The sequence below is a fragment of the Mycobacterium sp. ST-F2 genome (genome assembly GCF_001905655.1).
Classification (GTDB): Bacteria; Actinomycetota; Actinomycetes; order Mycobacteriales; family Mycobacteriaceae; genus Mycobacterium.
The window spans coordinates 154,234-178,466 of the sequence record NZ_JMHT01000022.1; the positions used below are offsets into that span (position 1 = coordinate 154,234).

Genomic DNA, 24,233 nt, shown 5'->3' on the forward strand with positions numbered 1-24,233 from the left:
GATTTTCGAGGAGTTCTTCATGGCCGCCGTGTGCGACATCTGCGGAAAGGGACCGGGCTTCGGCATGTCCGTCTCGCACTCCCACCGTCGGACCAACCGCCGCTGGGATCCGAACATCCAGACCGTGCGTGCCGTCGACCGTCCGGGTGGCAACCGCAAGCGTGTCAATGCCTGCACCTCCTGCCTCAAGGCCGGCAAGGTCACCCGCGGCTAGTTTCGGCTACCGCCGGGCGGGTTGATTCCGCCGACAACTGAAGCTTTACACCTGAGCGCTGCGCGTATCCCGCGCAGCGCTTTCGTGTGTCTTCAGCCCGATGTCGAGGCGCGTGAGCGGCCGCAAAGTGCACGCCAAAATCGGCGTGTCGCCGTACAGACACGCCCGCTCGCGGGAAAGCGGCTAGGGCAGGCGCCAGTCGATGGGCTCGGCGCCGAGGCGGCTCAGCAGCTCGTTGGCCCGGCTGAACGGCCGGGACCCGAAGAACCCGCGGGACGCCGACAGCGGTGAGGGGTGCACCGACTCGATGCTCGCGCACCGTTCGCCCGTGAGCATGGGCTTGAGGGTCTGGGCATCCCGGCCCCACAGCACCGCCACCAGCGGCTGCGGCCGCGCGATCAGCGCCTTGATGGCGCATTCGGTGACGGCCTCCCAGCCCTTTCCACGGTGCGACGCCGGGTTGCCGGGCCGGACCGTCAGGACTCTGTTCAGCATCATGACGCCCTGCTTCGACCACGGGCTCAGGTCGCCGCAGCTGGGCTGCTCGTAGCCCAGGTCGGCGGCGTATTCGGTGAAGATGTTGGACAGGCTGCGCGGCAGCGGCCGCACGTCGGGCGCCACCGAGAAGCTCAGTCCGACGGCATGCCCGGGGGTCGGATAGGGGTCCTGTCCGACGATCAGCACCCGCACCTCGTCGAAGGGGAAGGTGAAGGCGCGCAACACGTTCTCCCCGGCCGGCAGATAGCCGTGGCCCGCCGCGTTCTCGGCGCGCAGGAATTCGCCCATCGCGGTGATTTGCGGGGCGACGGGTTCCAGGGCCGCGGCCCAGCCGGGGTCGATCAGTTCACGCAGGGGTCGGGCAGTCACGCCAGTACCCTACTGACCGAACGATTCCCATCCGCCGACTCCATGCCATGACGCGCCGTCGACCGTGACGCGCGGCTCACCGGGCAGCACGGTCCCGATGGCGCGCCAGCCCGCCGGCAGTGCGCCGCTGAAGGTTCCGACCAGCACGTGGTCCTCACCGCCGCCGAGCACCCAGCTGCGGGCGTCGCCGCCTGTCATCGCGGCCGCCGGTGTCAGCGTGGCCACGTCGGCGTCGAGCGCGCCCTGCGACAGGTCGACCGTCACCCCGGAGGCGTCCGCGATGTGGCCTAGGTCGGCGACCAATCCGTCGGACACGTCTGTCAGGGCGGTGGCGCCCGCCGCTGCGGCGGCCGCCCCCTGCCCGTACTGCACGTGGGGCACCAGGTGCCGCCGACGCAGTTCCTCGAACTCGTGGATACCGTTGTGCCACAACGCATATCCGGCGGCGGACCAACCCAGATCACCGACCACTGCGACGGTGTCGCCCGGTTGCGCGCCAGAAAGCAGTACCGGTGCACGGCCGCCGAGGTCGCCCAGGACGGTCACCGAGATGACCCACTGCGGCGCGGCCACCAGGTCACCGCCGACGATGCCGGCACCGAATCTCGTTGCCTCCGACCACATTCCGTCAGACAGGAGCTGCGCGTCCGCGGCCTCCGTGGCGGGCGGCGCACCGAAGCCGACGACGAACGCGTACGCCCGGGCCCCCATGGCCTCGATGTCCGCGGCATTCTGCGCAATTGCCTTGCGCCCCACATCATGCGGCGTGGACCAGTCCAGCCGGAAATGCCGGTGCTCGACCAGCATGTCGGTGGACACCACGACCCTGCCATCGGCGGCCGTCACCAGAGCGGCGTCATCCCCCGGGCCGACGAGGACCTCGGCGGGCTGGGTCCGCAGGGCGGTCAGCCGCCCGATCACCGCGAACTCGCCGAGTCCGGCCAGGGTCTCCCCGGATTCAGCGCTGGTCATGGTGGTGGAGTCTATGCAGGATGGCGGCGGCCGGCCGCCCGGGGCAACCGGCGCTCTAGAGTTGCCGTCATGACCGGAACCGGTGACCAGAGCGATCTGGCCGACGATCTGGATGGCCCGCCCCGCGGCGCCATCATCGCGGCCATCGTCGTCGCGGTCGCCGCGATCGTCGGACTGCTCGCCTATGCGGCACTGCGCCAGGCGCCCGCCGACAAGCCGGTGGCCCTCCCGCTGGCCGGCGCTCCGGCGCCGCAGGCCGACAGCCAGCCGTGCCGCGCACTGTTGGCGGAACTGCCGGACACCATGGGCGATTTCCGGCGGGCGACGCTCGCCGACCCCGCCCCGCCCGGCGCTGCCGCGTGGCTGGGTCCGACCGGTATCGACGCAGTGGTGCTGCGCTGCGGTGTCGAGCGGCCCGACGATTTCGTGGTCGGCGCACCGCTGCAGATGGTGAATGCGGTGTCGTGGTTCGAGGCCAGCGGAGCGGGTGCCAGCACCTGGTACGCCGTCGACCACGGCACGCCTGCCACCTACGTCGCGCTGACGCTGCCGCAGGGCTCGGGCCCGACGCCGATCCAGACCGTCTCCGAACTCATCGAAAAGGTGATGCCGGCCCGTCCGCTGGACCCGGCGCCGGCCCGCTAACGCAGTCCGGTCCCCCGGCTGACCGCGGTGTCCACCATGACACTGAGCAGCGTGGCGTAGTCGACCCCGCTGGCCGCCCACATCTGCGGGTACATCGAGATGGTGGTGAAACCGGGCATGGTGTTGATCTCGTTGATCACCGGCCCGTTCTCGGTCAGGAAGAAGTCGACGCGGGCCAGGCCCTGGCAGTCCAGCGCCTTGAAGGCGCGGATGGCCAATTGCCTTATCTCGTCGGCGGTTTCGTCATCGACCTTGGCCGGCACGTCGAGCTCGGCGGCGTCCTCGAGGTACTTGGTGGCGAAGTCGTAGAACCCGCCACCGACGCGGATCTCGCCCAGCTCGCTGGCTGCGACGCGGCCATCCGGGTACTCCAGAACCCCGCACTCCACTTCGCGGCCGGGCATCGCCGCTTCGACGATCACCTTCGGATCATGTTGGCGCGCATAGGCGATGGCCTGATCGAGCTCGTCCCACGACGCGACCCGGCTCACACCGATGGACGATCCGCCGCGGGCCGGCTTGACGAACACCGGCAGCCCCAGGCGCTCCCGGTCGTCGAGGCTCAGCGTCACGTCGCGCGGCCGCAGCACCACCTGGTCGCCGATCGGCAGGCCGTCGGCGGCCAGCAGCTTCTTGGTGAATTCCTTGTCCATGCCTGCCGCGCTGGCCAGCACGCCCGCGCCGACGTACGGCACACCCGCCAGTTCCAGCAGGCCCTGGATGGTGCCGTCCTCGCCGTACGGGCCGTGCAGCACCGGGAAGACGACGTCGACTGCCGTCAGGACCTGTGCGACGCCGTCCTGCAGTGACAGCAGTTCACCGCGACGGTTCGGATCGGCCGCCAGCGTCAGCGCGGTGCCGGACGCCTCGGTGACGGCGGGCAGCTGCCCGTCAGTGATGGCGAGGGTCTCCGGACGGCCGTCACCGAGCACCCAGGAACCCTCGGGGGTGATACCGACGGCGACGACCTCGTAGCGGGCCGGATCCAGGTTGCGCAGGATGCTCCCGGCCGAAACACAGGAGATGGCGTGCTCCGAGCTGCGTCCGCCGTACACGACGGCGACCCGGGTACGGCCGGCGGCTGCTGAGGATTGTGGGGCAGTCACAACCTAGAGAGGCTACCCGGCGACCTGGCTACCCGAGCGCACCCGTGATGTCGGCCAGTAGGTCGTCGGTGTCCTCGATACCGAGCGATATCCGCGCAAACCCCGGCGGCACCGCATCGCCCCAGCGTGCGCGCCTGTCGACCGACGTGTGGATGCCGCCGAAACTGGTGGCGGCGACCAGCAGCTCGCTGGCGTTCACCAGGTCGCGGACGGCATCGGCGTCGGCCAGCTCGATCGCGACCAGACCGCCGAAGCGTCGCATCTGGTCCCGGGCCACCGGATGCGCCGGATCGGTCGGCAACCCGGGATATCGCACGGCCCGCACCGCCGGGTGGACGTCGAGCGTCATGGCCAGAGCGAGGGCGTTGCCACATTGCCGTTCGAACCGCAGACCGGCGGTGCCGAGGCTGCGTAGCGCCAGCCAGGCCTCGAAATGCCCGAGGATCGCCCCGGCCAGCAGCCGCTCCCGTTCGATGGCTGCCATCAGTTCCCGGTGGCACCCCGCGACGTAGCCCGCCAGCAGATCGCTGTGCCCGGACAGTCCCTTGGTCGCACTGGCGACCACCAGATCGGCACCGAGCGAGAGCGGACGCTGACCGAGCGGGGTCGCGGCGGTGTTGTCCACCACCAGGGTCGCGCCGCGGGACCGGCAGATGGTGGACAACCGGTGCAGGTCGACGACGTCCAGCGTCGGATTGACCGGAGATTCGGCGACCACGACGTCGGCCTGGGAAAGTTGCTCGGCCGCACCGCAGATTTCCGCTGCGGTCGCCTCGATGACGGTGACGCCGCGGCCGGCGAGATGCTCGGCCGCGTAGCGACGGACCTGGTAGTAGCCGTCGGCCGGGACCACCAGGGTGGTCCCGGGGGTCGCCAGTACCCGCAGCGCCGACGAAATGGCGGCCATCCCCGACGAGAACGCCAGCGCCGAGATGGCACCCTCCAGTTCCGCCAGGGCCGATTCCAGTTGGCGCCAGGCCGGATTGGAGTTGCGGCCGTAGAAGTCAAGACCGTCGGATTCGTCGTCGGACAGGTGATAGGCCGCCACCGGAACCGGGGGCGGCGCCACCGGCTGCCCCGGAACCCGCCTCGATGCAGTCGCTTTGACGCTACGGGTGGAATCGCCGAGCTGGCCGTCCACGGCTCACTCCGGCTTGGTGCTGCGGCCGAGCAGCAGCGCGAACGCCTGGTCCACCGATAATCCCTTGTGGCACACCCGGTTCACCGCGTCGGTCAGCGGCATCTCGACGTCGTAGCTCTCGGCCAGCGCGAGCACCGACTGGCAGGAGGTGACGCCCTCGGCGACCTTGCCGCTGGCGGCGGCCATCGCCGATTCCATGGTGCCGCCGCGGGCCAGGCGCTCGCCGAAGCTGCGATTGCGGGACTGCGGAGAGGTGCAGGTGGCGACCAGATCGCCGACGCCGGCCAGGCCGGCCAGCGTTACGCCCTTGGCGCCGAGGGCGATTCCCAATCGCATGATCTCGGCCAGACCGCGGGTGATGATCGCGGCGGCGGTGTTCTCGCCGAACCCGGCGCCGGCAGCCATCCCACAGGCCAGCGCGATGACGTTCTTGCAGGCTCCGCCGATCTCGGCGCCGATGACGTCAGCGTTGGTGTAGGGCCGGAAGTATCCCGAGGCGAAGGCGCGCTGCAAGGCCACGGCACGGCCCGAGTCCGTGCACGCGATGACGGTGGCGGCAGGCTGTTCATCGACTATTTCGCTGGCCAGGTTGGGCCCGCTGAGCACGGCGACGCGGCTCGGGTCCGCACCCGTCACCTGGACGATGACCTGGCTCATGCGCAGCAGGGTCCCGAGTTCGATGCCCTTGGCCACGCTGACCAACGTGGTGTCGTCACCGAGATATCCGGTCCAGTCGGTCAGATTGGTGCGCAGCGTCTGCGACGGCACCGCCAGCAACACCGTGCACGCGCCGGTCAGGGCCTCGGCGGGGTCCGCGGTCGCTTTGATGGACGCCGGCAGCGCCCGGTCACCGAGGTACTTCGAATTGCGGTGAGTCTCATTGATCTCGCGCGCCACCTCCGCGCTGCGTGCCCACAACGTCACGTTGCTGCCCGCGTCCGCCAGGACTTTCGCCAGTGCCGTCCCCCACGCGCCGGCACCCATCACCGCTGCCTCCACCACGCGTCAACAGTAGCCCCGCCGACGCTTTGGCAGTATGGCGGTCATGAGCGACGACCCGAGGGTGCAGACCGCCGGCGGTGTCGCCGGTGTCGGGTTGATCATCGCGGTGAAACGACTGGCCGCGGCGAAGACCCGGCTGGCCCCGGTTTTCGCCGGCGATCTACGTGAGCAGGTGGTGCTGGCCATGCTCCTCGACACCATCACCGCCGCCTTGGCGGTGCCCGCTGTGGGTTCCGTCACCGTCGTCACCCCGGATGCGGACGCGGCCGCCGCGGTGCGGGAGTTGGGCGCCGACGTGCTGCTGGACCCCACCCCGGCCGGACACCCCGACCCGTTGAATCACGCACTGGCCGCCACCGAGCAGGCCCTGCGCGACCGCGTGACGAACATCGCGGTCCTGCAGGGCGACCTGCCCGCGCTGCGCACCGCGGAACTGGCCGAGGCCATCGCCGGGGCGGGCCGCCACACCCGCAGTTTCATCGCCGACCGGCATCACACCGGTACCGCGGCACTCTTCGCCTTCGGCGCCCCGCTGGTCCCCGAGTTCGGTGTCGATTCCGCACGGCGCCATGCCGATTCGGGTGCGGTGGAACTGTCGGGCGAGTGGCCCGGGCTGCGCTGCGACATCGACACCCCCGAGGATCTGGAGACGGCGCGCAGGCTCGGCGTCGGCCCGGCGACGGCCAGGATCGTCGGCTGACCATCGAGGGTTCCCCAACCATGTGGCTTGCACCCTGCCGATAGGGAATGATCGTCGGGGTGACCGAAGCCGACATCCGACCCGCACGCACCGAACGGACACCCGCCGATTCCGACCCGGAACCGCTGCCCGCGGCCACGGCGGATCCGACGGACGGCGCGCTACCCGACGACCGCTACCTCAACCGTGAGCTGAGCTGGCTGGACTTCAATGCCCGGGTGCTGGCGCTCGCCGCCGACCGGTCGCTGCCGCTGTTGGAGCAGGCCAAGTTCCTGGCGATCTTCGCGTCGAATCTCGACGAGTTCTACATGGTTCGGGTCGCGGGTCTGAAACGCCGCGACGAGACCGGCCTGTCGGTCCGGTCGGCCGACGGACTGTCACCGCGCGAACAGTTGCGCCGGATCGGGGAACGCACCCAGCAGATCTCGACCCGCCACGCCGCCGTGTTCGGTGACGTGGTGCGCCCCGCACTCGCCGAGCAGGGCATCACGATCGTGAACTGGAGCGAGCTCGACGAGAACGAGCAGGCGAAGCTGTCCACCTATTTCCACGAGCAGGTGTTCCCGGTGCTGACGCCGCTGGCCGTCGACCCCGCGCACCCGTTCCCGTTTGTCAGCGGCCTGAGTATCAACCTGGCCATCACGGTGCGCAATCCCGAGGACGGCACTCAGCACTTCGCCCGAATCAAGGTGCCGGACAACGTCGATCGGTTCGTCGAGCTGCACGAGCCCGGATCGACGGCCGACGGCGTCAAGGCGCGCGTGCGGTTCCTGCCGATGGAAGAACTCATCGCCGCGTTCCTGCCGGTGTTGTTCCCGGGGCTGGAGATCGTCGAGCATCATGCGTTCCGGATCACCCGCAACGCCGATTTCGAAGTCGAAGAGGACCGCGACGAAGATCTGCTGCAGGCCCTCGAACGTGAGTTGGCGCGCCGCCGCTTCGGCTCACCGGTGCGGCTCGAGGTCGCCACCGACATGACAGAGAACATGCTCGACCTGCTCCTGCGCGAGCTGGATGTGCATCCGGGCGACGTCATCGAAGTTCCTGGACTGCTGGACCTTTCGTCACTGTGGCAGATCTACGGCGTCGACCGGCCCGACCTCAAGGACCGTCCGTTCGTACCGGCCACTCCCCCGGCGTTCGGCGAACGCGAGACCCCGAAGAGCATCTTCTCCACGCTGCGCGACGGTGACGTCCTGGTGCACCACCCGTACGACTCGTTCTCCACGACGGTGCAGCGTTTCATCGAGCAGGCCGCCGCCGATCCGAATGTGTTGGCCATCAAGCAGACCCTGTACCGGACCTCGGGTGACTCCCCGATCGTCAACGCGCTGATCGATGCTGCCGAGGCCGGCAAGCAGGTGGTGGCGCTCGTGGAGATCAAGGCCCGGTTCGACGAGCAGGCCAACATCAAGTGGGCCCGCCAGCTGGAACAGGCAGGCGTGCACGTGGTGTACGGCCTCATCGGACTCAAGACCCACTGCAAGACGGCGTTGGTGGTGCGGCGCGAAGGCTCGACCATCCGCCGCTACTGCCACATCGGCACCGGCAACTACAACCCGAAAACCGCGCGCCTGTACGAAGACGTGGGCCTGCTCACCGCCGCGCCCGACATCGGCGCCGACCTCACCGACCTGTTCAACTCACTGACCGGGTACTCCCGCAAGGTGTCGTACCGCAACCTCCTCGTCGCCCCGCACAGTGTGCGGCGCGGCATCATCGAGCGCATCGAGCGCGAGATCGCGGCCAAGCGGGCCGGCGGCGACGGTCGTATCCGGATGAAGATGAACGCCCTGGTCGACGAGCAGGTCATCGACGCGCTGTACCGCGCCTCGCAGGCCGGCGTCCGCGTCGAGGTGGTCGTGCGAGGCATCTGCGCGCTGCGCCCGGGCGCGGAGGGATTCTCCGAGAACATCGTCGTGCGCTCGATTCTCGGGCGCTTCCTTGAGCATTCACGCGTTATTCACTTCAACGCCATCAATGAATTCTGGATCGGCAGCGCCGACATGATGCATCGTAATCTCGACCGTCGCGTCGAGGTGATGGCACAGGTGAAGGACCCGAGACTGACCGAGGAGCTGAGCGGGGTGTTCGATTCCGCGATGGATCCGGCCACCCGCTGCTGGGAGCTGGGACAGGACGGGCACTGGACGGCATTGCCCCGGGAAGGCGAGAGGGTACGGGATCACCAGGTGTCGATCATGGAACGGCACCGCACACCGTAGCTCTCGCCGCGCAATCTCACGCAGTGCGAAAACCTGATCCCACAACCACATCCAGGAGCACAGGTGCCGAACAAGACGGCGCACGAGACCCGCGTGACGCCGGTGTTGGCGGCCGGGGCGGTGCTGTGGCGTCCCGCCGAATCCGGGGAGCCGCTGATCGCCGTCGTCCACCGCCCGCGCTACGACGACTGGTCACTGCCCAAGGGCAAGGTGGATCCCGGTGAGACCGAACCGGTTACCGCCGTGCGCGAGATCCTGGAGGAGACGGGGTACGAGTCGGTGCTGGGCCGGCGTCTGTCCACCGTCAGCTATCCGCTGGAACAGGGCACCAAGAAAGTCCGCTACTGGGCGGCGCGCAGCACCGGAGGCGAGTTCAGCCCCAACTCCGAGGTGGACAAACTCGACTGGCTGCCTGCGGCCGACGCCATGCTCCGACTGCAGTACCCCCATGATCGAAAGGTGCTGCGGCGCTTCACCCGTCGACCGGCCGACACCCGCACCGTGCTGATCGTGCGGCACGCCACCGCGGGGCGTAAGGCCCGGTACAAGGGTGACGATCGGCTGCGGCCGCTCGACAAGAAGGGCCGGGCACAAGCGGAATCGCTTGTCGGCCAACTACTCGCCTTCGGTGCCAGAGACGTTTACGCGGCGGCGCGGACCCGGTGCCACCAGACCGTCGAACCGCTGGCGCAGGAGCTCGGGGTCCCGGTACGGGACGAGCCGACGCTCACCGAAGAGGCCTACGCGGCCGATCCCGAGGCGGCGCGGAAGCGGGTACTGAAGATCGCGGCAAAGAGCGGTGCCGGAACGGTCCCGGTCATCTGCACCCAGGGGAAGGTGATCCCGGATCTGATTTCGTGGTGGTGCGAGCGCAGCGGCATCCGGCCGGACAAATCGCGGAATCGCAAGGGCAGCATGTGGGTGATGTCCCTGCACGGCGACTCGCTGATCGCAGCGGACCACATCGATAGCCCACTGCCGACCAAGCGCTGACGGCGGCACGCCCATCGGCGGAAATCATCGCCGGCCGGACTGGCGACGTGTCACCGCTGGCGTGTCGTCTGTCCTGTGACACTTGAAATTTGGGGGCGCCAGGTTCGGTTTACTGTGTGTCCTCGCCGAGGTCTGTTCGCACAACTACGCCCAGGATGCAGGGTCAACTCGATTTCAGCGCCCAGAACCATTGACCCTGGTGTGACGGCGCACCTCACTCGAACAAATGCGCCCTGGATACAGGATCAACGTGGAAGCCCCACACACAGACACGCCGTGGATCGGTTGATCCACGGCGTGTCCGAGTCGGACCTATCGGATACGGCTTAGCGGCGGCCCTTCTTGGCGGGAGCGGCCTTCTTGGCCGGTGCAGCCTTCTTCGCCGGTGCTGCCTTCTTGGCGGGAGCGGCCTTCTTGGCGGGAGCGGCCTTCTTCGCCGGAGCGGCCTTCTTCGCCGGTGCTGCCTTCTTCGCGGGAGCGGCCTTCTTGGCCGGAGCCTTGGTGGCGACAACCTTCTTCGCCGGTGCTGCCTTCTTCGCGGGAGCGGCCTTCTTGGCCGGAGCCTTGGTGGCGGCGGCCTTCTTGGCCGGTGCTGCCTTCTTCGCGGGAGCGGCCTTCTTGGCAGCGCCGCGCTTGGCCGGAGCTGCGGTGGCGCCGCGCTTCACGGCGGGGCCGTCAGCCGAAAGACGCTGAGAGCCAGCCACAACGGCCTTGAACTGAGCGCCCGGGCGGAATGCCGGAACCGACGTCGGCTTCACCTTGACGGTCTCGCCGGTGCGCGGGTTGCGCGCGACACGGGCGGCGCGGCGACGCTGCTCGAAGACGCCGAAGCCGGTGATGGTGACGCTCTCACCCTTGTGCACGGCGCGCACGATGGTGTCGACGATGTGCTCGACGGCCGCGGTGGCCTGACGACGATCGGTGCCCAACTTTTCTGTCAGGGCATCGATGAGTTCTGCTTTGTTCATCCAAAACCTCCGATTTCAGTGGCCCTGGCTGGACCGACTAATGCACACGGTAAACCCAGGACCCGCCGATTTCCAAGAGCCACGCCCAATTTCGGGCGTAGCTATGACGGAATTCAGCAATCCGGTTGGCCCACTTGGGAGGTGTTAACGGGATTTTCGAACCTGGTTGCGGGGGCAGGGATTCGAGCTGCGCCCGAGTGCCGAAATTGCTCCGCAGGCCCGGCCACGGGACCTGCCAGGCACCTGCGGAGCGACCCGGTCAGGCCGGCAGAGTGCGGGGTTTGTAGCTCGGCCGGTTCGCCTCGAACTCTTCAATTTCGGGGAGTTTCCGCAGCGTAAGGCCTATATCGTCGAGACCTTCGAGCAGCCGCCACGCGGTGTAATCGTCAATCTTGAAGGGCAGCACGACCGTTCCCGCGGTCAAATTCCGATCTTGAAGATTCACAGTGATTTCCAGCCCCGGATTCTGCTCGATGAGCTTCCAGAGCAGTTCGACATCGTCCTGTGCGACCTCCGCGGCGAGCAATCCGGCCTTGCTGCAATTGCCGCGAAAAATATCTGCGAAGCGCGACGAGATGACGACCCGGAATCCGTAATCCATCAACGCCCACACCGCATGTTCGCGCGAGGAGCCGGTGCCGAAGTCGGGGCCGGCGACCAGAACCGAGCCGCGGTCGAACGGCGGGAGGTTGAGGATGAACGACGGATCGGTGCGCCAACCGGCGAACAGTCCGTCCTCGAAACCCGTTCGGGTGACCCGCTTCAGGTACACCGCAGGGATGATCTGGTCGGTGTCGACATTCGACCGGCGCAGCGGAACGCCGATTCCGGTGTGGGTGTGGAAAGCCTCCATTACAGTGCGCTCCTAGCTCAAGTCGGCGGGTGAGGACAGGGTTCCGCGCACCGCCGTGGCGGCGGCGACGGCGGGTGACACCAGGTGGGTGCGGCCGCCCTTGCCTTGGCGGCCTTCGAAATTCCGGTTGGATGTCGACGCGCTGCGCTCCCCCGGAGCCAGCTGATCGGGGTTCATGCCCAGACACATCGAGCATCCGGCCTGTCGCCATTCGGCGCCCGCGGCGGTGAAAACCTCTCCCAGACCCTCGGTTTCGGCCTGTGCCCGCACCGCCATGGACCCGGGCACCACCAGCATCCGCACCCCGTCGGCGACCTTGCGGCCGCGCAGCACGTCGGCCACCACCCGCAGATCCTCGATGCGGCCATTGGTGCAGGAACCGACGAACACGGTGTCCACTGCGATGTCCCGCATGGGCATATTGGCCTGAAGGTCCATGTAGGCCAACGCTTTTTCAGCGGCCAGCCGCTCGCCTTCATCGAACATCTGTTCTGGGTCAGGGACATTCGCGGACAGCGGCACCCCCTGGCCGGGGTTGGTGCCCCAGGTGACGAACGGGCTCAAGGTGGCCGCGTCCAGGTGGACCTCGGTGTCGAATTCGGCACCCTCGTCAGTGCGCAACGCCGCCCAGGCCTCGACGGCCGCGTCCCAGTCCGCACCCTTCGGTGCGTGCGGACGACCCTTGAGGAACTCGAACGTGGTCTCGTCGGGAGCCACCATGCCGGCGCGGGCGCCGGCTTCGATGCTCATGTTGCAGATCGTCATCCGGCCTTCCATCGACAGCGATTCGATGGCGCTGCCGCGGTATTCGATGACGTGGCCCTGGCCACCGCCGGTACCGATCTTGGCGATCACCGCGAGGATGATGTCCTTGGCACTGACGCCCGGCGGCAGCTCGCCGTCGACGTTGACCGCCATGGTCTTGAACGGCTTGAGCGGAAGTGTCTGCGTGGCCAGCACATGTTCGACCTCGGACGTGCCGATGCCCATGGCGATGGCACCGAAGGCACCGTGCGTCGAGGTGTGGCTGTCACCGCACACCACCGTCATGCCCGGCTGCGTCAGGCCCAGCTGCGGACCGATGATGTGCACGATGCCCTGCTGTGCGTCACCCATCGGGTGCAGGCGGATGCCGAATTCCTCGCAGTTGCGCCGCAGCGTCTCAACCTGGGTGCGCGACACCGGATCCGCGATGGGCTTGTCGATGTCGATGGTCGGGACGTTGTGGTCCTCGGTGGCGATGGTGAGGTCCGGGCGATGCACGGGGCGGCCGGCCAGCCGCAGACCGTCGAACGCCTGCGGGCTGGTGACCTCGTGCACCAGATGCAGATCTATATAGATGAGGTCGGGTTCGCGGGCCGCACCCTCACCGGTGCCCTCGACCACCACGTGGTCCGCCCAGACCTTCTCCGCCATGGTGCGTGGCTTGTTCGTCATGACTGTGCAGTTCCTTCCGCGATACCGGAGCTGGTCTACCGTCTCACAATGCGGGACGCTAGTATCTCCCTGTGAGACAGGATAGCGGCATCGGCGTCCTCGACAAAGCGGTGGGTGTGCTGCATTCAGTGGCCGAGTCACCGTGTGGCCTGGCCGAACTGTGCGCCCGCACCGGGCTGCCCCGGGCCACCGCCCACCGACTGGCCGCAGGCCTCGAGGTCCACCGACTTCTGGCCCGCGACAACGAAGGACGGTGGCGGCTGGGCCCGGCGCTGACCGAGTTGGCCGGCCAGGTCAACGACCCACTGCTGAGTGCGGCCGGCGCGGTGCTCCCCCGCCTGCGGGAGATCACCGGCGAGAGCGTGCAGCTGTACCGCAGGGAAGGCATGGCGCGGGTCTGCGTCATGGCGCTCGAACCGCCGTCCGGCCTGCGTGACACCGTGCCCGTCGGCACCCGGCTGCCGATGACCGCCGGATCGGGCGCGAAAGTACTCCTGGCGTACAGCGATCCCGCGACCCAGCAGGCGGTGCTGCCGACGGCGAAGTTCACCGACCGGGTGCTGGCCGAGGTCCGTCGGCGTGGCTGGGCACAGAGCGCCGCCGAGCGCGAGCCCGGTGTGGCCAGTGTCTCGGCACCGGTGCGGGACAACCGTGGTGCGGTGATCGCGGCGGTCTCGGTGTCGGGACCGATCGACCGGATGGGCCGCCGTCCCGGCGTCCGCTGGGCAACCGATCTGCTCGCCGCCGCCGAGGCGCTCACGCGGCGGTTGTGACACCCGCCAGCAAACCTGGCAATCCGCTGTATACGTCGACGCCGACGGTGCCGATCACCTAAATTCATAGGGGTCCGGGACGTGTCCGGAAAATGCAATCGGGGAAAGTGGGTTCAACGTGTCACAGCCACCACAGTGGCTGGCAACCGCACGGATGCTGCGCCGCACGGGCTTCGGTACCACCGGGGCCCAGGTGGACGCGGTGGCCAGCCAGAACTGGTCGACCTACCTCGATGGCGTACTGAACCTCGATCCGAATGCCGACCCGGGCGCAAAGGCCACCCCCATCCCGCAATCGGTCATTCCGCAATACCCGACGCAGGGCATGTCCGCGGATCAGATTCACGCGTTCCAGGCGGACCTGCTGGCGAAGTTGCAAGAGTTGTCCGGATGGTGGCTGCGGCGGATGGCGGCAGTCAAAGAGCCCATCCACGAGAAGCTGACCCTCTTGTGGCACAACCATTTTGCGACGTCGGCGGAGAAGGTCAATGCCGCCCATCTGATGGCCGTCCAGAACGAGAAACTGCGCACCCTGGCCCTCGGGGACTTTTATGCCCTGGCCTACGCCATGCTCTCCGACGGCGCGATGATGCACTGGCTCGACGGCGATTCCACCACTGCGAAGAACCCGAACGAGAACCTGTCCCGCGAATTCATGGAGCTGTTCTGCCTCGGCCACGGCAACGGCTACACCGAGAATGACGTGCGCGAGGGTGCCCGGGCACTCACCGGCCGCCGCGTCGAACATGACGGCATCACCCGCCTCTATCCCCAGTTTCGCGACGACACCACCAAGACGGTGCTGGGTGTCACCGGCGATATCAATGACACCGAGTTCTGCGACATCGTGCTCAGCCAGCCGGCATCGGCCAAGTTCATCTCCGGAATGCTGTGGCGCGAGCTGGCTTCCGACCAACCCGCCTCCCCCGAGACGCTCGACCGACTGGTCGCGGCCTACGGCCCACAGCGCGATCTCAAAGCGCTGACGAAGGCGGTCATCCTCGATCCCGAATTCACCAAGGCCGCCGGGACCACCGTCAGCACTCCGGTCGAATGGCTGGTCGGCATCATCCGCTCGTTGGCGGTGCCACTCGACGATCCGCGCGTGCTGGCTGAACTCGACGTTGTCCTGAGCGTCATGGGCCAGCGCCCGTTCTATCCGCCCGATGTCGGCGGCTGGCCCCGGGGCCAGCTCTGGCTGTCGACAAACAGTGCGGCAGCACGGGTTTGGGCCGCCAATCGGCTGCTCAACCTTGCCGACATCAGCGCCGTGGAGAACATGCCGTCCAGCGACCGAATCGACGGGGTCGGCTACGTGCTCGGCATCGGCAGCTGGTCCGATCGATCCGCAGCGGCACTCAAACCGTTGCTCGGCGATCCGCACAAGTTGGTGGCAGCGGCCGTCATCACTCCCGAATATGTGACGTCGTAAGGAGATCGCGGAGATCCCATGGCCGAATTCAATCGCCGCAAGTTTCTGATCGCCAGCGCCGGGGTGGGTGCCGCCGGACTGCTCGGTGGCGTCGCCGCGGTGACCCTGCCCGATCTGCTCAACGAAGCACAGGACCGCCCGCTGGCGAAGAACAGCGGAATCCTGGTGATCGTCACGCTCTACGGCGGGAACGACGGCCTCAGCACCGTCATCCCCTACGCGGACAACGCCTACCACGACCTGCGCCCCGATCTCGCCTACAAACCGGAAGAGGTACTGCGGCTCGATTCGGCCTACGGGCTGAACCCGGCGTTGACCGGGATGTCAGAGCTGTGGCAGAGCAAGAAACTCGCCATCGTGCGCGGCGTCGGCTATCCGAAGCAGGACCGTAGCCACTTCCGCTCCATGGACATCTGGCAGACCGCCAATCCCGTCGAAGCGGTGACCAGCGGCTGGATCGGACGCTGGTTGGACACCACGGGCGACGACCCGATCCGGGCGGTCAACATCGGCACCGTGCTGCCACCGCTGGCCGTCGGGGAAAAGCACGTCGCCGCATCGCTTTCCGACTTCGTCCCGGCCATCCCCGATGACGTCGCGAAGACGTTGGCGGCGCTCAGCGCCGGCGACCCGCACGACACCTTGGCGATGGGACAGGTGTGCCAGTCGTACAAGGACACGCAGGCCACCAATTCCCGCTTCGACCCGGTGCTCAAAGGACGCCCGCAGACCGACAGCGAGGCCGCGAACCAGCTGGCCAGCGATCTCGATCTGGTCGCCGGCTGTATCAGGGCGGGCGTTCCGACTCAGGTGTACATGACGCATCTGCTCGGGTTCGACACCCACGCCGATGAGATGGCCCCTCAGCGGGCGTTGCTCAAGACTCTCGACGACGCGCTGACGCCCTTCTTCCACAAGCTCCAGGGCTCACCGTACGGACGGAACGTCGTCGTCCTGATGTACTCCGAATTCGGGCGGCGGGTCGCCGCCAACGCCTCACAGGGCACCGACCACGGCACCTCGGGTCCGGTGTTCATCGCGGGCACCCGTGTCAAGGGCGGCTTCTATGGTGACGAGCCGAGCCTGACCGACCTCACCGACGGCGATCTGAAGACGACCGTCGACTTCCGTGACGTTTATCACGAACTGCTCGCCCACACCCTCGGCGCGGATCCTGAGCCGTCGGTCGGCAAGGGACGGCGGGACATCGGATTCTTCGCCGGCGGTAAGTAGACCGGGAAAAGACAGAACGCCGGACCTGTTGTCAGGTCCGGCGTTCGTACGTACCCCCGATGGGATTCGAACCCACGCTACCGCCGTGAGAGGGCGGCGTCCTAGGCCGCTAGACGACGGGGGCTAGAACTTCCGAGGCGATAGCTTAGCTCAGTTGTGCTGGCTGACCTAATCGCTCCGGCAGCTGGGGTACCAGGACTCGAACCTAGAATGGCTGAACCAGAATCAGCTGTGTTGCCAATTACACCATACCCCACTTGATGCCCATCACCGCAGGTCAGGGGCATCTTCGGACCGAAAACCTCAGCGGATGTTCGCCGCTTTCTGCTTTCCGGGCCGACGAGCAGACTACCAAACAGTTGGCCTTGTCTTTAAATCGCCCGCTCACAGCCCGTTTCGGGCCGCTTGCAACCGCGCCAGACTGCGGTCACGTCCGAGCAGTTCCATCGATTCGAACAGCGGCGGGCTGACGGTCGCGCCGGTCACCGCCACCCGGATGGGACCGAACGCCTTGCGCGGCTTGAGTTCCAGGCCGTCGAGCAGCGACGCTTTGAGCGCGGCCTCGATGTGGGCGGTGTTCCACTCACCGACGCCCGCCAAGGCGCTCAGCGTGGCGTCCAGGACCTCGGCAGCCTCGGGCTTGAGTTCCTTCGCCGCCGACTTCTCGTCGATCACGTAGGCGTCGTCGTTGAAGAACTTCACCAGGTCCCACGCGTCGCCGAGGACGACGATGCGGGTCTGGATCAACTCGGCCGCCGCGGCGAAACCCTTGGCGTCCAATGTGGTGTCGTGGCCATGCTGCTTCAGGAACGCGTCCAGTCGTTTCGCGAAGTCCTCCGGAGCCAGCCGGCGGATGTGCTCGGCGTTGATGGCGTCGGCCTTCTTCTGGTCGAACCGCGCCGGGTTCGAGTTGACGTTGGCCACGTCGAAGGCCGCCACCATCTCGTCGAGGCTGAAGAGGTCGTTGTCGTCGGCGATGCCCCAGCCCAGCAACGCCAGGTAGTTCAGCAGGCCCTCGGGGATGAATCCGCGGTCGCGGTGCAGGAACAGGTTGGACTGCGGGTCGCGCTTGGACAGCTTCTTGTTGCCGTCACCGAGAACGCTTGGCAGGTGGGCGAATTGCGGGACCGCGTCGGCGACACCGATCCGGATCAGCGCCTGGTACAGCGCGATCTGCCGCGGCGTCGACGGCAGCAGATCCTCGCCGCGCAGCACATGGGTGATCTTCATCAGCGCGTCGTCGACCGGATTGACCAAGGTGTACAACGGCTCTCCGCTCGCGCGCGTGATCGCGAAGTCCGGAACCACGCCGGCGGCGAAGGTCGTCTCGCCGCGCACCAGGTCAACCCAGGTGATGTCCGCGTCGGGCATCTTGAGGCGCAGCACGGGCTTTCGGCCTTCGGCCTCGAACGCGGCCTTCTGCTCCGGGGTGAGGTCACGGTCGTAGTTGTCGTAGCCCAGCTTGGGGTTACGACCCGCCGCGAGGTGCCGGGCCTCCACCTCCTCCGGCGTCGAGTACGCCTCGTAAACCTCGCCCGCGGCAAGCAGTTTCGCGATCACGTCGCGGTAGAGGTCGCCGCGCTGCGACTGCCGGTACGGCTCGTAGGGTCCGCCGACCTCGGGGCCCTCGTCCCAGTTCAGCCCGAGCCAGCGCAGGGCGTCGAGGATCGCGTTGTAGCTCTCCTCGCTGTCGCGCGCGGCATCGGTGTCCTCGATGCGGAAGACGAAGTCGCCACCGGTGTGTCGCGCGTACGCCCAGTTGAAGAGCGCGGTGCGGACCAGGCCGACGTGCGGCGTGCCGGTCGGCGACGGGCAGAAGCGAACCCTGACAGGTGTGGTCACGTTATTTCCCTTTACGCACAACAGGATTGGAGAGGGTGCCGATACCATCGACGGTGATGCTGACGGTGTCGCCGTCCTCGATGGGGCCGACGCCCTCGGGGGTTCCGGTGAGGATGATGTCGCCGGGAAGCAGCGTCATGACGGCCGAGACCCATTCGATGATGGCGCCGACGTCGTGCAGCAGCAGCGCGGTGTTGCTGTCCTGCCGCTTCTCGCCGTTCACCTCGGTGCGGATGTCCAGATCGGCCGGGTCCACCGCGGTCTCGATCCACGGGCCGACCGGGCAGAACGTGTCGTGCCCCTTGGCCCGCATCCACTGGCCGTCCTTCTTCTGCTGATCACGTGCCGAGACGTCGTTGGCGATCGTGTAGCCGAGGATGTAGTCCTTGGCCTTGGCGGCCGGGATGTCCTTGCCCGGACGTTCGATGACCACCGCCAGCTCGCCCTCGTGGTGCACCGGGTTGGCGTCTGCGGGCAACTGGATCGGGATGTTCGGCCCGATGATCGCGGTGTTGGGCTTGAGGAAGATCACCGGATCCTCGGGCGGCTCGCTACCCATCTCACGGGCGTGCGCCGCGTAGTTCTTGCCCATGCAGATCACCTTGCTGGCCAGGATCGGCGCCAACAGCCGGACGTCGGCCAGCGGCCAGGAGCGTCCGGTGAAGGTGGGGTTGCGGGACAGGTACTGCTCAGCGATTTCTTTGCAGACCGCATCGGAGTTCGGGTCGCCCTCGATCACCACAAAAGCGACGCCGTCTGGACTGGCAATTCGACCTAGGCGCATCCGCCCAGCCTAGTGAGGCCCGCTGGTCAGCCCGCGAACTGGGCTTGAAGGAACGGGGTGGAGTCGGCCATCGAGGTCAGCACAGTGCTGGAGTGGTCGTCTTCGGGGTAGACGTAGAGCGCCACGTCCTGGCCGTTGGCCTTGAGCTGATCGGCGAACTTCAGGGTCGACGACGGCGGCACGTCACGGTCCTTCAGGCCGACGCCGAGGAAGATCGGCCGGTCGTAGCCGGTGACCGGCGTGCCCATGAAGTCGGCCAGCGCGCCGCGCATGCCCGGTAGCGATGCCAGTGGGGCGGAGAAGAACTGTGGCGGCGTGAGGCCGGCCACCGCCGCGCTCAGTGGTGCGGTGCACAGGGTCTCGGCCTGGTTCGCCGCGGTCAGGCCGGCAGGCGTGAGCACGCTGTTGACGTCCGGGCGGAGCTCCCGGAAGCCGGCGAGGATGTAGGCCGTGTAGGCCGACGCGATGGGACCCAACCCGGGCGGCAGCACCATGTCAGGGCCTGCCGTGATGATGACGTCGTCGATGTTCGCCGGGGTGCCGGTCGCCACGACGCCGCGGTAGTCGAGGCCGCTCCCCTTGCTGAATTCGGTGGCCCACCGCGCGCTCGCGACGGCCGCCGCGCCACCCTGCGACTGCCCGACCAGAGCCCACTTCGGCGACAGCGGCAGGTTCATGTGATGCGCGGCGATCACCGAATCGATGATGGCGTGCGCGGTGGCGACGCTGTTGAGGTAGCTCATCAGACCCGGGGTGCCCAGACCCGTGTAGTCGGAACCGACGACGACGTAACCCTCACTCAGCCAGTGGCTCAGATATTCGTTGTCGCGTGCGCTGCGCGGCTGCGCCGAGGGCGTGCAGTCGTCGCCCAGGCCGACGGTGCCGTGCGCCCAGGCGATGACGGGCCAGCCGCCCGGCGGGGCCTCGCCGGGCGGCACGAACACCACGCCGGTGCTGACCGCCGGCGAATTGTGTTGGTCGGTGGTCGAATACAGGATTCGGTAGGCGCGGGCCGCACCGGCGACCGACAGCTCGGGGTTCAGCGGGACGGTCCGGATGAGCCCGCCCGGCGGCGGCACCCGGTCCGCGAATGCCCGGGCGTCCAGACCCGACCAGTTCGGCGCAGCTGCCGATGCCGTGGGTATCGGTGCCGCCACCAGCATCAGGCCGGCCACCAAGGCCGCCGTCAAACGTGAGAAGTACGCGCGCTGAGCCATGTTGCCGACCCTAGTTGTTCTCAAATATTGAGAAACAGATTCATATCTTGAGAACCGTGATGGCACCATGAAGCCATGGTCACCAACGTCTCAGCCGTCCGCCGCTGGTCGATGCTGGTGATCGCCCTCGGCTCGACGATGTGCGCCAACGTCTTCATCAACGGCGCAGCCTTCCTGATCCCGACGCTGCACGGCGAGCGCGGCCTCGACCTGTCGCGTGCCGGCCTGGTCTCCGCCATGCCGAGCTTCGGCATGGTCCTGACGCTCATCGCGTGGGGCTGGGTGGTCGACCGGGTCGGCGAACGGTTCGTGCTGACCGTCGGGTCGTTGCTGACCTCGGCGGCGGCGTTCGCGGCGGCGTGGGCCGACTCGTTGGTAGCGGTCGGAGCCTTCCTGTTGTTGGGCGGCATGGCGGCCGCGAGTTCCAATTCCGCGAGCGGCCGGCTGGTGGTCGGCTGGTTCCCGCCCGAGCAACGCGGGCTCGTGATGGGCATCCGCCAGACGGCGCAGCCACTCGGAGTTGGGCTGGGCGCCTTGGTGATTCCGCGCCTGGCCGAGTCGTCAGGGGTATCGGCCGCGCTGTTGTTCCCCGCGATCGCCTGTCTGGTCGCCGCCGTGGTGACCGTCATCGGCGTCATCGATCCGCCCCGGCCGCCCCGATCCTCCGCCCCCGCAACCGATCTGGCCAATCCCTACCGCGGGTCGTCGGTACTGGCGCGCATCCATGCCGTGTCGGTGTTGCTGGTCGCGCCGCAGTGCCTGGTGTGGACCTTCTCGCTGGTGTGGCTGATGACAGCGCACGGCTGGTCGGCCGGCGCGGCGGGCGCGATGGTTACGGTGGCCCAATTGTGCGGTGCCGCAGGGCGAATCGGCGCCGGCCGGTGGTCGGACCTGACCGGTTCGCGGCTGCATCCGGTGCGGGTGATCGCCGTCCTGGCTGGTGCCACCATGGGCCTGCTGGCGCTGTGCGACTACCTGCACTGGCCGGTCGCGGTTTTCCTGATGGTGGTGGCGTCGGTGGTTACCGTGACCGATAACGGGTTGTCCTTCACCGCGATTGCCGAAATCGCCGGGCCGTTCTGGAGTGGCCGGGCGCTGGGTGTGCAGAACACGACGCAATTGCTGACGGCAGGCATCGTGCCGCCGGTGTTCGGCGCCCTGATCGGAGCCTTCGGGTTCCCGGCCGCGTTCGCGGTGTGCGCGCTGTTCCCGGTGCTGGCCGTGCCGTTGGTCCCGGTGGCCGCAGACCCGTTGCGCGCCAAGCCCGTTCCCGCCCCCGCCGAGCATTGAGTGTGCGTCTACGCAGGTCACCACTCGCACTTTGTCTGCGCTGACGCGCAGTCAAAAGCGGCCCGGTCGGCAATAGTCACAGCCGTCACTCCAGTCCCGGTCTGCTTGCTGCATACCCATCTGGGATGCGGTATCGCCGGTGCTATCGGCCCATCTCAAGCCGACCGTGGGACCTGACGAGCCGACACGCCGAAGCGAAGCTCGGCAACCCCCACGCTCGGTGTAGAGACGAAGACCGCCACGTTCACCCCGCACTCCCCTGGTAGCGATCTCGCACTTGAATGATCGATCGACGTCGCGCGGCGGTCAGCAAGTCCGCCGCGCCGAGTCTCATGTCACCGTAAGCCGAATGTGGGGCAACCCCGTTCGCACGTAACAACGGCTCGGCACGCTGCGAAACACTGCCCTTGACCCCGAACCACCCCAGCAGTTCAGTGACCGGGGGCGTGCCGAATCGGCCGATGGAGTGGTTGGCTCGGCAGATCACCCAGGCCACGGTGGCCGCTCCGCGTTCCAACGATGCCTTACGACGGAAGATCGCTGGATCGGCCACCGCAGCACGGCCCAGGAAGCGACGCATCGCCGTCCGGTGCTCGACATCGAAGAGCTCGTCTGCGCAGCGGTCGCACAGGGCCAGCACCGTCTCGACGGCGGGCCGGATGTCGTCGGCTATGCCCGCCCAGTCAAACGGCTCATCGTCCAATGGCTCGTCGGTCAGATTCTGCAACTGGAAATGGCCGCCGACCATCGCGTCCAAGCGCTCGAGCATGATCTCTGCGAAGCTTGGGTCGTCATCGGCGAAGCCGCCGAAGCCCTCCCCCAGCAACCGGGCGGCCAGCGCCGCCGCACCCTGCGGACGATCCGTCCGGATCATCCGCTGAAATTCGCCTTCCCATCTGCCGACGGACGCCAAGGTGTCGGCCGTGAGGGTGGCGCTGATGCCTTGGCGGTGGTGGCAGTAGGCGATGAAGGCACGCAACAGACTGGGTAATTGTGCGAGATAACCCGTATCCGCCACTATCTTTCGCGGAGCCCAATCCACGAGAAGGATCTCTACGTTGACGGGGCTCCACCGGTAGGGGTCACCGGGTCCCCACTCGGTCGCGAACCACAAGATCGAGTCCAGCAGACCGTGCGCATCGGCGGTATCCATGGCGTCACCGAACCGCGAGGCGAAGAAATCGTCGGCGATTGCCGTTCTCTCCTTGTCAGTCCATTCATGACGTTCCGGAACCGCGCCTCCGGCAGGCTGCATCCGGACCAGCCATTCGACCAGTGGCCGGCACATGGGCCAGGAATCGGATTCCGGTGGCGGGAACAGTCGCGAACCGTGGTCGATAGCCTTCTCGACTATCGCCCGCGCGTCGGCCGGATGGAACCGCGAGAGTGTCTGCCCGTCTTCAATCGACGGTTGCAGCTGCCGCAGCACGACTGAGATCGCTTCCGGAATGACGAACGCGTCTTTGACCACCGTGCCCATGTTGTGGTCCACATAAACCAGCGCCGTCAACTGCCGGCCGCCGGGGAGCGTCGCGCCGAAGAAATAGTCGTCACCGTCACCGAGAACGTGCGTCAGGAACCACACTTCCGGGTCGGCGCGGGTATCCGCCAGCGCGCCAAGCCAATTCGGCAACGTTGGCGGCGTGTAGTCAATTCGCGATCAATACGCGCCGCGATCTCCTGGTCGGGCACCATCTCGCGGATGACAGTCAGCGCGGCCGTGGTCTGCGCGAAAGAGGTACCGATCAGCGAGTCGACCAGCGCGTCGAGACTCGGGCCATCGTCATCGCGAGCCCAAGGATTGCGAGATCGTGGGTCGGTGGCAGTGATCAGCCCACTCACGAGTTCGAGCAGTGCCAGCGGCTGGTCAGAGCGCAGAGCAGACCGCAACGCCTGGAACAGCGGCTGGTCCTCAGGTCTGATCGAAGGCGGAGTCGGCACCGACCGAAGGTGACGCTTGGGTTGCTTGCCACGTGCGGACTTGGACATACCGGCCAGCGTAGGTTGTTGCCAACGGACGGAGGGTGAGCGAATCGCTCCTCGCTTACGGATTGGTATCGGATCGGGCTCGAAACCACGGGTCCGGAAGGTGTCACGGTGGCGCCAAGCCGGTCAAGGCCACCGGGCACCCATACAAGCTCATCTTCGGGCGCCGGAACATCGGAGACGCTACTTGGCGTCGATCGGCGCCCACCCAATGGAATGAACCCAGTTCAGTCGCGCTCACTCAAGACTTCGGCCACCAACTTCGCTGCCGACATACCCAATGCATCGCTGAGCGCCACCAACGTTGATAACCGCGGATTGGCCGGGCGCTTGGTCTTTCGGTTGCTGATGCCGCTTTCCAGCAGCTGGTAGTGATTCCGGCTGATACCGCTGGCTTCAGCCAGGGCTTCTTGAGTGAGTCCACGCTCCTCCCGGAGCCCCGCCAACCGTCGACCGAGAGCACCAGCGAGCTTTCGCTCGATCTCGGACTGCGGCACCCCTGCAATCTGCCGATACGCCATTCCGGCGTCGACCATCTATAGATGGCGTAATA

At 67.3% G+C, this 24,233-nt stretch carries 23 protein-coding genes and 2 tRNA genes; 9 read left to right on the forward strand and 16 right to left on the reverse strand.

Annotated elements, in window-relative coordinates; genetic code table 11:
- The first annotated feature begins 19 nt into the window (after positions 1–19).
- On the forward strand, positions 20–214 hold the full coding sequence (gene rpmB, locus EB75_RS09980) for a 50S ribosomal protein L28 (protein ID WP_029105766.1): 195 nt from the start codon (positions 20–22) through the stop codon (positions 212–214).
- Between the two features lie 183 nt (positions 215–397).
- Here rpmB and EB75_RS09985 read toward each other — a convergent pair whose 3' ends face one another.
- Positions 398–1,081 (reverse strand): uracil-DNA glycosylase, encoded by a 684-nt coding sequence (locus EB75_RS09985; protein WP_073695261.1) that lies wholly within the window; start codon positions 1,079–1,081, stop codon positions 398–400.
- Positions 1,082–1,090: 9 nt separating this feature from the next.
- The gene (locus tag EB75_RS09990) at positions 1,091–2,053 is read right to left on the reverse strand and encodes a thiamine-phosphate kinase (protein WP_073695262.1); all 963 of its coding nucleotides are present in this window, start codon (positions 2,051–2,053) and stop codon (positions 1,091–1,093) included.
- A gap of 69 nt (positions 2,054–2,122) precedes the next feature.
- Here EB75_RS09990 and EB75_RS09995 point away from each other — a divergent pair, with 69 nt between their 5' ends.
- Positions 2,123–2,698 (forward strand): DUF3515 domain-containing protein, encoded by a 576-nt coding sequence (locus EB75_RS09995; RefSeq protein ID WP_073695263.1) that lies wholly within the window; start codon positions 2,123–2,125, stop codon positions 2,696–2,698.
- Here the strand turns inward: EB75_RS09995 and EB75_RS10000 are convergent.
- Genes EB75_RS10000 through EB75_RS10010 form a run of 3 tightly spaced genes read right to left on the reverse strand, consistent with a single transcriptional unit; the run spans position 2,695 to position 5,929 of the window.
- Entirely contained in the window at positions 2,695–3,804 is a 1,110-nt protein-coding gene (locus tag EB75_RS10000) for a D-alanine--D-alanine ligase family protein (RefSeq protein ID WP_073695264.1), read from the reverse strand. The two genes, EB75_RS09995 and EB75_RS10000, sit on opposite strands and share 4 nt — an antisense overlap.
- Before the next feature lie 28 nt (positions 3,805–3,832).
- Positions 3,833–4,945, reverse strand: coding sequence for a cystathionine gamma-lyase (locus EB75_RS10005; protein WP_073695265.1), 1,113 nt, complete (start codon positions 4,943–4,945; stop codon positions 3,833–3,835).
- 3 nt (positions 4,946–4,948) lie between these two features.
- Positions 4,949–5,929: an NAD(P)H-dependent glycerol-3-phosphate dehydrogenase gene (locus EB75_RS10010; protein ID WP_073695317.1), complete on the reverse strand. Its 981-nt coding sequence runs from the start codon at positions 5,927–5,929 to the stop codon at positions 4,949–4,951.
- A 61-nt stretch (positions 5,930–5,990) separates the two neighbouring features.
- Here EB75_RS10010 and cofC point away from each other — a divergent pair, with 61 nt between their 5' ends.
- From cofC to mutT1, 3 genes are all read left to right on the forward strand, one after another.
- Positions 5,991–6,647, forward strand: a complete 657-nt coding sequence (cofC, locus tag EB75_RS10015; protein WP_073695318.1) for a 2-phospho-L-lactate guanylyltransferase — start codon at positions 5,991–5,993, stop codon at positions 6,645–6,647.
- A 47-nt stretch (positions 6,648–6,694) separates the two neighbouring features.
- The gene (locus EB75_RS10020; RefSeq protein WP_073695266.1) at positions 6,695–8,872 is read left to right on the forward strand and encodes an RNA degradosome polyphosphate kinase; all 2,178 of its coding nucleotides are present in this window, start codon (positions 6,695–6,697) and stop codon (positions 8,870–8,872) included.
- A gap of 63 nt (positions 8,873–8,935) precedes the next feature.
- Positions 8,936–9,865 carry an 8-oxo-(d)GTP phosphatase MutT1 gene (gene mutT1 / locus EB75_RS10025; protein ID WP_073695267.1) on the forward strand — a complete coding sequence of 310 codons (930 nt, stop codon included), beginning with the start codon at positions 8,936–8,938 and terminating at the stop codon, positions 9,863–9,865.
- Positions 9,866–10,191: 326 nt separating this feature from the next.
- On the opposite strand, the gene EB75_RS10030 is transcribed toward mutT1, so the two are convergent.
- From EB75_RS10030 to leuC, 3 genes are all read right to left on the reverse strand, one after another.
- Complete coding sequence (locus tag EB75_RS10030) at positions 10,192–10,833, reverse strand: HU family DNA-binding protein (protein ID WP_073695268.1); 642 nt, start codon at positions 10,831–10,833, stop codon at positions 10,192–10,194.
- 259 nt (positions 10,834–11,092) lie between these two features.
- Positions 11,093–11,686, reverse strand: coding sequence for a 3-isopropylmalate dehydratase small subunit (gene leuD, locus EB75_RS10035; protein WP_073695269.1), 594 nt, complete (start codon positions 11,684–11,686; stop codon positions 11,093–11,095).
- Between the two features lie 12 nt (positions 11,687–11,698).
- Positions 11,699–13,123: a 3-isopropylmalate dehydratase large subunit gene (gene leuC / locus EB75_RS10040; protein WP_073695270.1), complete on the reverse strand. Its 1,425-nt coding sequence runs from the start codon at positions 13,121–13,123 to the stop codon at positions 11,699–11,701.
- A gap of 71 nt (positions 13,124–13,194) precedes the next feature.
- On the opposite strand from leuC, the gene EB75_RS10045 reads away from it, so the two are divergent.
- The 3 genes from EB75_RS10045 to EB75_RS10055 all read left to right on the forward strand — a co-directional run bounded on the left by EB75_RS10045 (position 13,195) and on the right by EB75_RS10055 (position 16,561).
- Positions 13,195–13,896: an IclR family transcriptional regulator gene (locus tag EB75_RS10045; protein ID WP_073695271.1), complete on the forward strand. Its 702-nt coding sequence runs from the start codon at positions 13,195–13,197 to the stop codon at positions 13,894–13,896.
- A gap of 118 nt (positions 13,897–14,014) precedes the next feature.
- Complete coding sequence (locus EB75_RS10050) at positions 14,015–15,328, forward strand: DUF1800 domain-containing protein (RefSeq protein WP_353651650.1); 1,314 nt, start codon at positions 14,015–14,017, stop codon at positions 15,326–15,328.
- An 18-nt stretch (positions 15,329–15,346) separates the two neighbouring features.
- On the forward strand, positions 15,347–16,561 hold the full coding sequence (locus tag EB75_RS10055) for a DUF1501 domain-containing protein (protein ID WP_073695273.1): 1,215 nt from the start codon (positions 15,347–15,349) through the stop codon (positions 16,559–16,561).
- 51 nt (positions 16,562–16,612) lie between these two features.
- On the opposite strand, the gene EB75_RS10060 is transcribed toward EB75_RS10055, so the two are convergent.
- From EB75_RS10060 to EB75_RS10080, 5 genes are all read right to left on the reverse strand, one after another.
- Positions 16,613–16,685, reverse strand: a tRNA-Glu gene (locus EB75_RS10060).
- Positions 16,686–16,745: 60 nt separating this feature from the next.
- Positions 16,746–16,817 (reverse strand) — tRNA-Gln (locus EB75_RS10065).
- 128 nt (positions 16,818–16,945) lie between these two features.
- The gene (gene gltX, locus EB75_RS10070; protein ID WP_502689357.1) at positions 16,946–18,403 is read right to left on the reverse strand and encodes a glutamate--tRNA ligase; all 1,458 of its coding nucleotides are present in this window, start codon (positions 18,401–18,403) and stop codon (positions 16,946–16,948) included.
- 1 nt (position 18,404) lies between these two features.
- On the reverse strand, positions 18,405–19,187 hold the full coding sequence (locus EB75_RS10075) for a fumarylacetoacetate hydrolase family protein (RefSeq protein WP_061001004.1): 783 nt from the start codon (positions 19,185–19,187) through the stop codon (positions 18,405–18,407).
- 26 nt (positions 19,188–19,213) lie between these two features.
- Positions 19,214–20,350, reverse strand: a complete 1,137-nt coding sequence (locus EB75_RS10080; protein ID WP_142239529.1) for a prolyl oligopeptidase family serine peptidase — start codon at positions 20,348–20,350, stop codon at positions 19,214–19,216.
- Between the two features lie 129 nt (positions 20,351–20,479).
- Here EB75_RS10080 and EB75_RS10085 point away from each other — a divergent pair, with 129 nt between their 5' ends.
- A complete protein-coding gene (locus tag EB75_RS10085; RefSeq protein ID WP_073695276.1) occupies positions 20,480–21,694 on the forward strand; it encodes an MFS transporter in 1,215 nt (404 codons plus the stop codon).
- A gap of 244 nt (positions 21,695–21,938) precedes the next feature.
- Here EB75_RS10085 and EB75_RS10090 read toward each other — a convergent pair whose 3' ends face one another.
- From EB75_RS10090 to EB75_RS10095, 3 genes are all read right to left on the reverse strand, one after another.
- Positions 21,939–23,327, reverse strand: coding sequence for a hypothetical protein (locus tag EB75_RS10090; RefSeq protein WP_286150139.1), 1,389 nt, complete (start codon positions 23,325–23,327; stop codon positions 21,939–21,941).
- Positions 23,267–23,683 carry a hypothetical protein gene (locus EB75_RS29940; protein ID WP_286150140.1) on the reverse strand — a complete coding sequence of 139 codons (417 nt, stop codon included), beginning with the start codon at positions 23,681–23,683 and terminating at the stop codon, positions 23,267–23,269. Before EB75_RS29940 ends, EB75_RS10090 begins: the two co-directional genes overlap by 61 nt.
- 224 nt (positions 23,684–23,907) lie before the next feature.
- Positions 23,908–24,216 carry a helix-turn-helix domain-containing protein gene (locus tag EB75_RS10095; protein ID WP_083612137.1) on the reverse strand — a complete coding sequence of 103 codons (309 nt, stop codon included), beginning with the start codon at positions 24,214–24,216 and terminating at the stop codon, positions 23,908–23,910.
- Between the last annotated feature and the right edge of the window lie 17 nt (positions 24,217–24,233).

Excerpts from the sequence above, each read along its gene's own strand:
- rpmB (WP_029105766.1), top strand. The coding sequence starts at position 20 with ATGGCCGCCGTGTGCGACATCTGCGGAAAGGGACCGGGCTTCGGCATG.
- EB75_RS09990 (WP_073695262.1), bottom strand. The coding sequence starts at position 2,053 with ATGACCAGCGCTGAATCCGGGGAGACCCTGGCCGGACTCGGCGAGTTC.
- EB75_RS09995 (WP_073695263.1), top strand. The coding sequence starts at position 2,123 with ATGACCGGAACCGGTGACCAGAGCGATCTGGCCGACGATCTGGATGGC.
- EB75_RS10010 (WP_073695317.1), bottom strand. The coding sequence starts at position 5,929 with ATGGGTGCCGGCGCGTGGGGGACGGCACTGGCGAAAGTCCTGGCGGAC.
- cofC (WP_073695318.1), top strand. The coding sequence starts at position 5,991 with ATGAGCGACGACCCGAGGGTGCAGACCGCCGGCGGTGTCGCCGGTGTC.
- EB75_RS10020 (WP_073695266.1), top strand. The coding sequence starts at position 6,695 with ATGATCGTCGGGGTGACCGAAGCCGACATCCGACCCGCACGCACCGAA.
- EB75_RS10030 (WP_073695268.1), bottom strand. The coding sequence starts at position 10,833 with ATGAACAAAGCAGAACTCATCGATGCCCTGACAGAAAAGTTGGGCACC.
- leuD (WP_073695269.1), bottom strand. The coding sequence starts at position 11,686 with ATGGAGGCTTTCCACACCCACACCGGAATCGGCGTTCCGCTGCGCCGG.
- leuC (WP_073695270.1), bottom strand. The coding sequence starts at position 13,123 with ATGACGAACAAGCCACGCACCATGGCGGAGAAGGTCTGGGCGGACCAC.
- EB75_RS10055 (WP_073695273.1), top strand. The coding sequence starts at position 15,347 with ATGGCCGAATTCAATCGCCGCAAGTTTCTGATCGCCAGCGCCGGGGTG.
- EB75_RS10075 (WP_061001004.1), bottom strand. The coding sequence starts at position 19,187 with ATGCGCCTAGGTCGAATTGCCAGTCCAGACGGCGTCGCTTTTGTGGTG.
- EB75_RS10080 (WP_142239529.1), bottom strand. The coding sequence starts at position 20,350 with ATGCTGGTGGCGGCACCGATACCCACGGCATCGGCAGCTGCGCCGAAC.
- EB75_RS10085 (WP_073695276.1), top strand. The coding sequence starts at position 20,480 with ATGGTCACCAACGTCTCAGCCGTCCGCCGCTGGTCGATGCTGGTGATC.
- EB75_RS29940 (WP_286150140.1), bottom strand. The coding sequence starts at position 23,683 with ATGTCCAAGTCCGCACGTGGCAAGCAACCCAAGCGTCACCTTCGGTCG.
- EB75_RS10095 (WP_083612137.1), bottom strand. The coding sequence starts at position 24,216 with ATGGTCGACGCCGGAATGGCGTATCGGCAGATTGCAGGGGTGCCGCAG.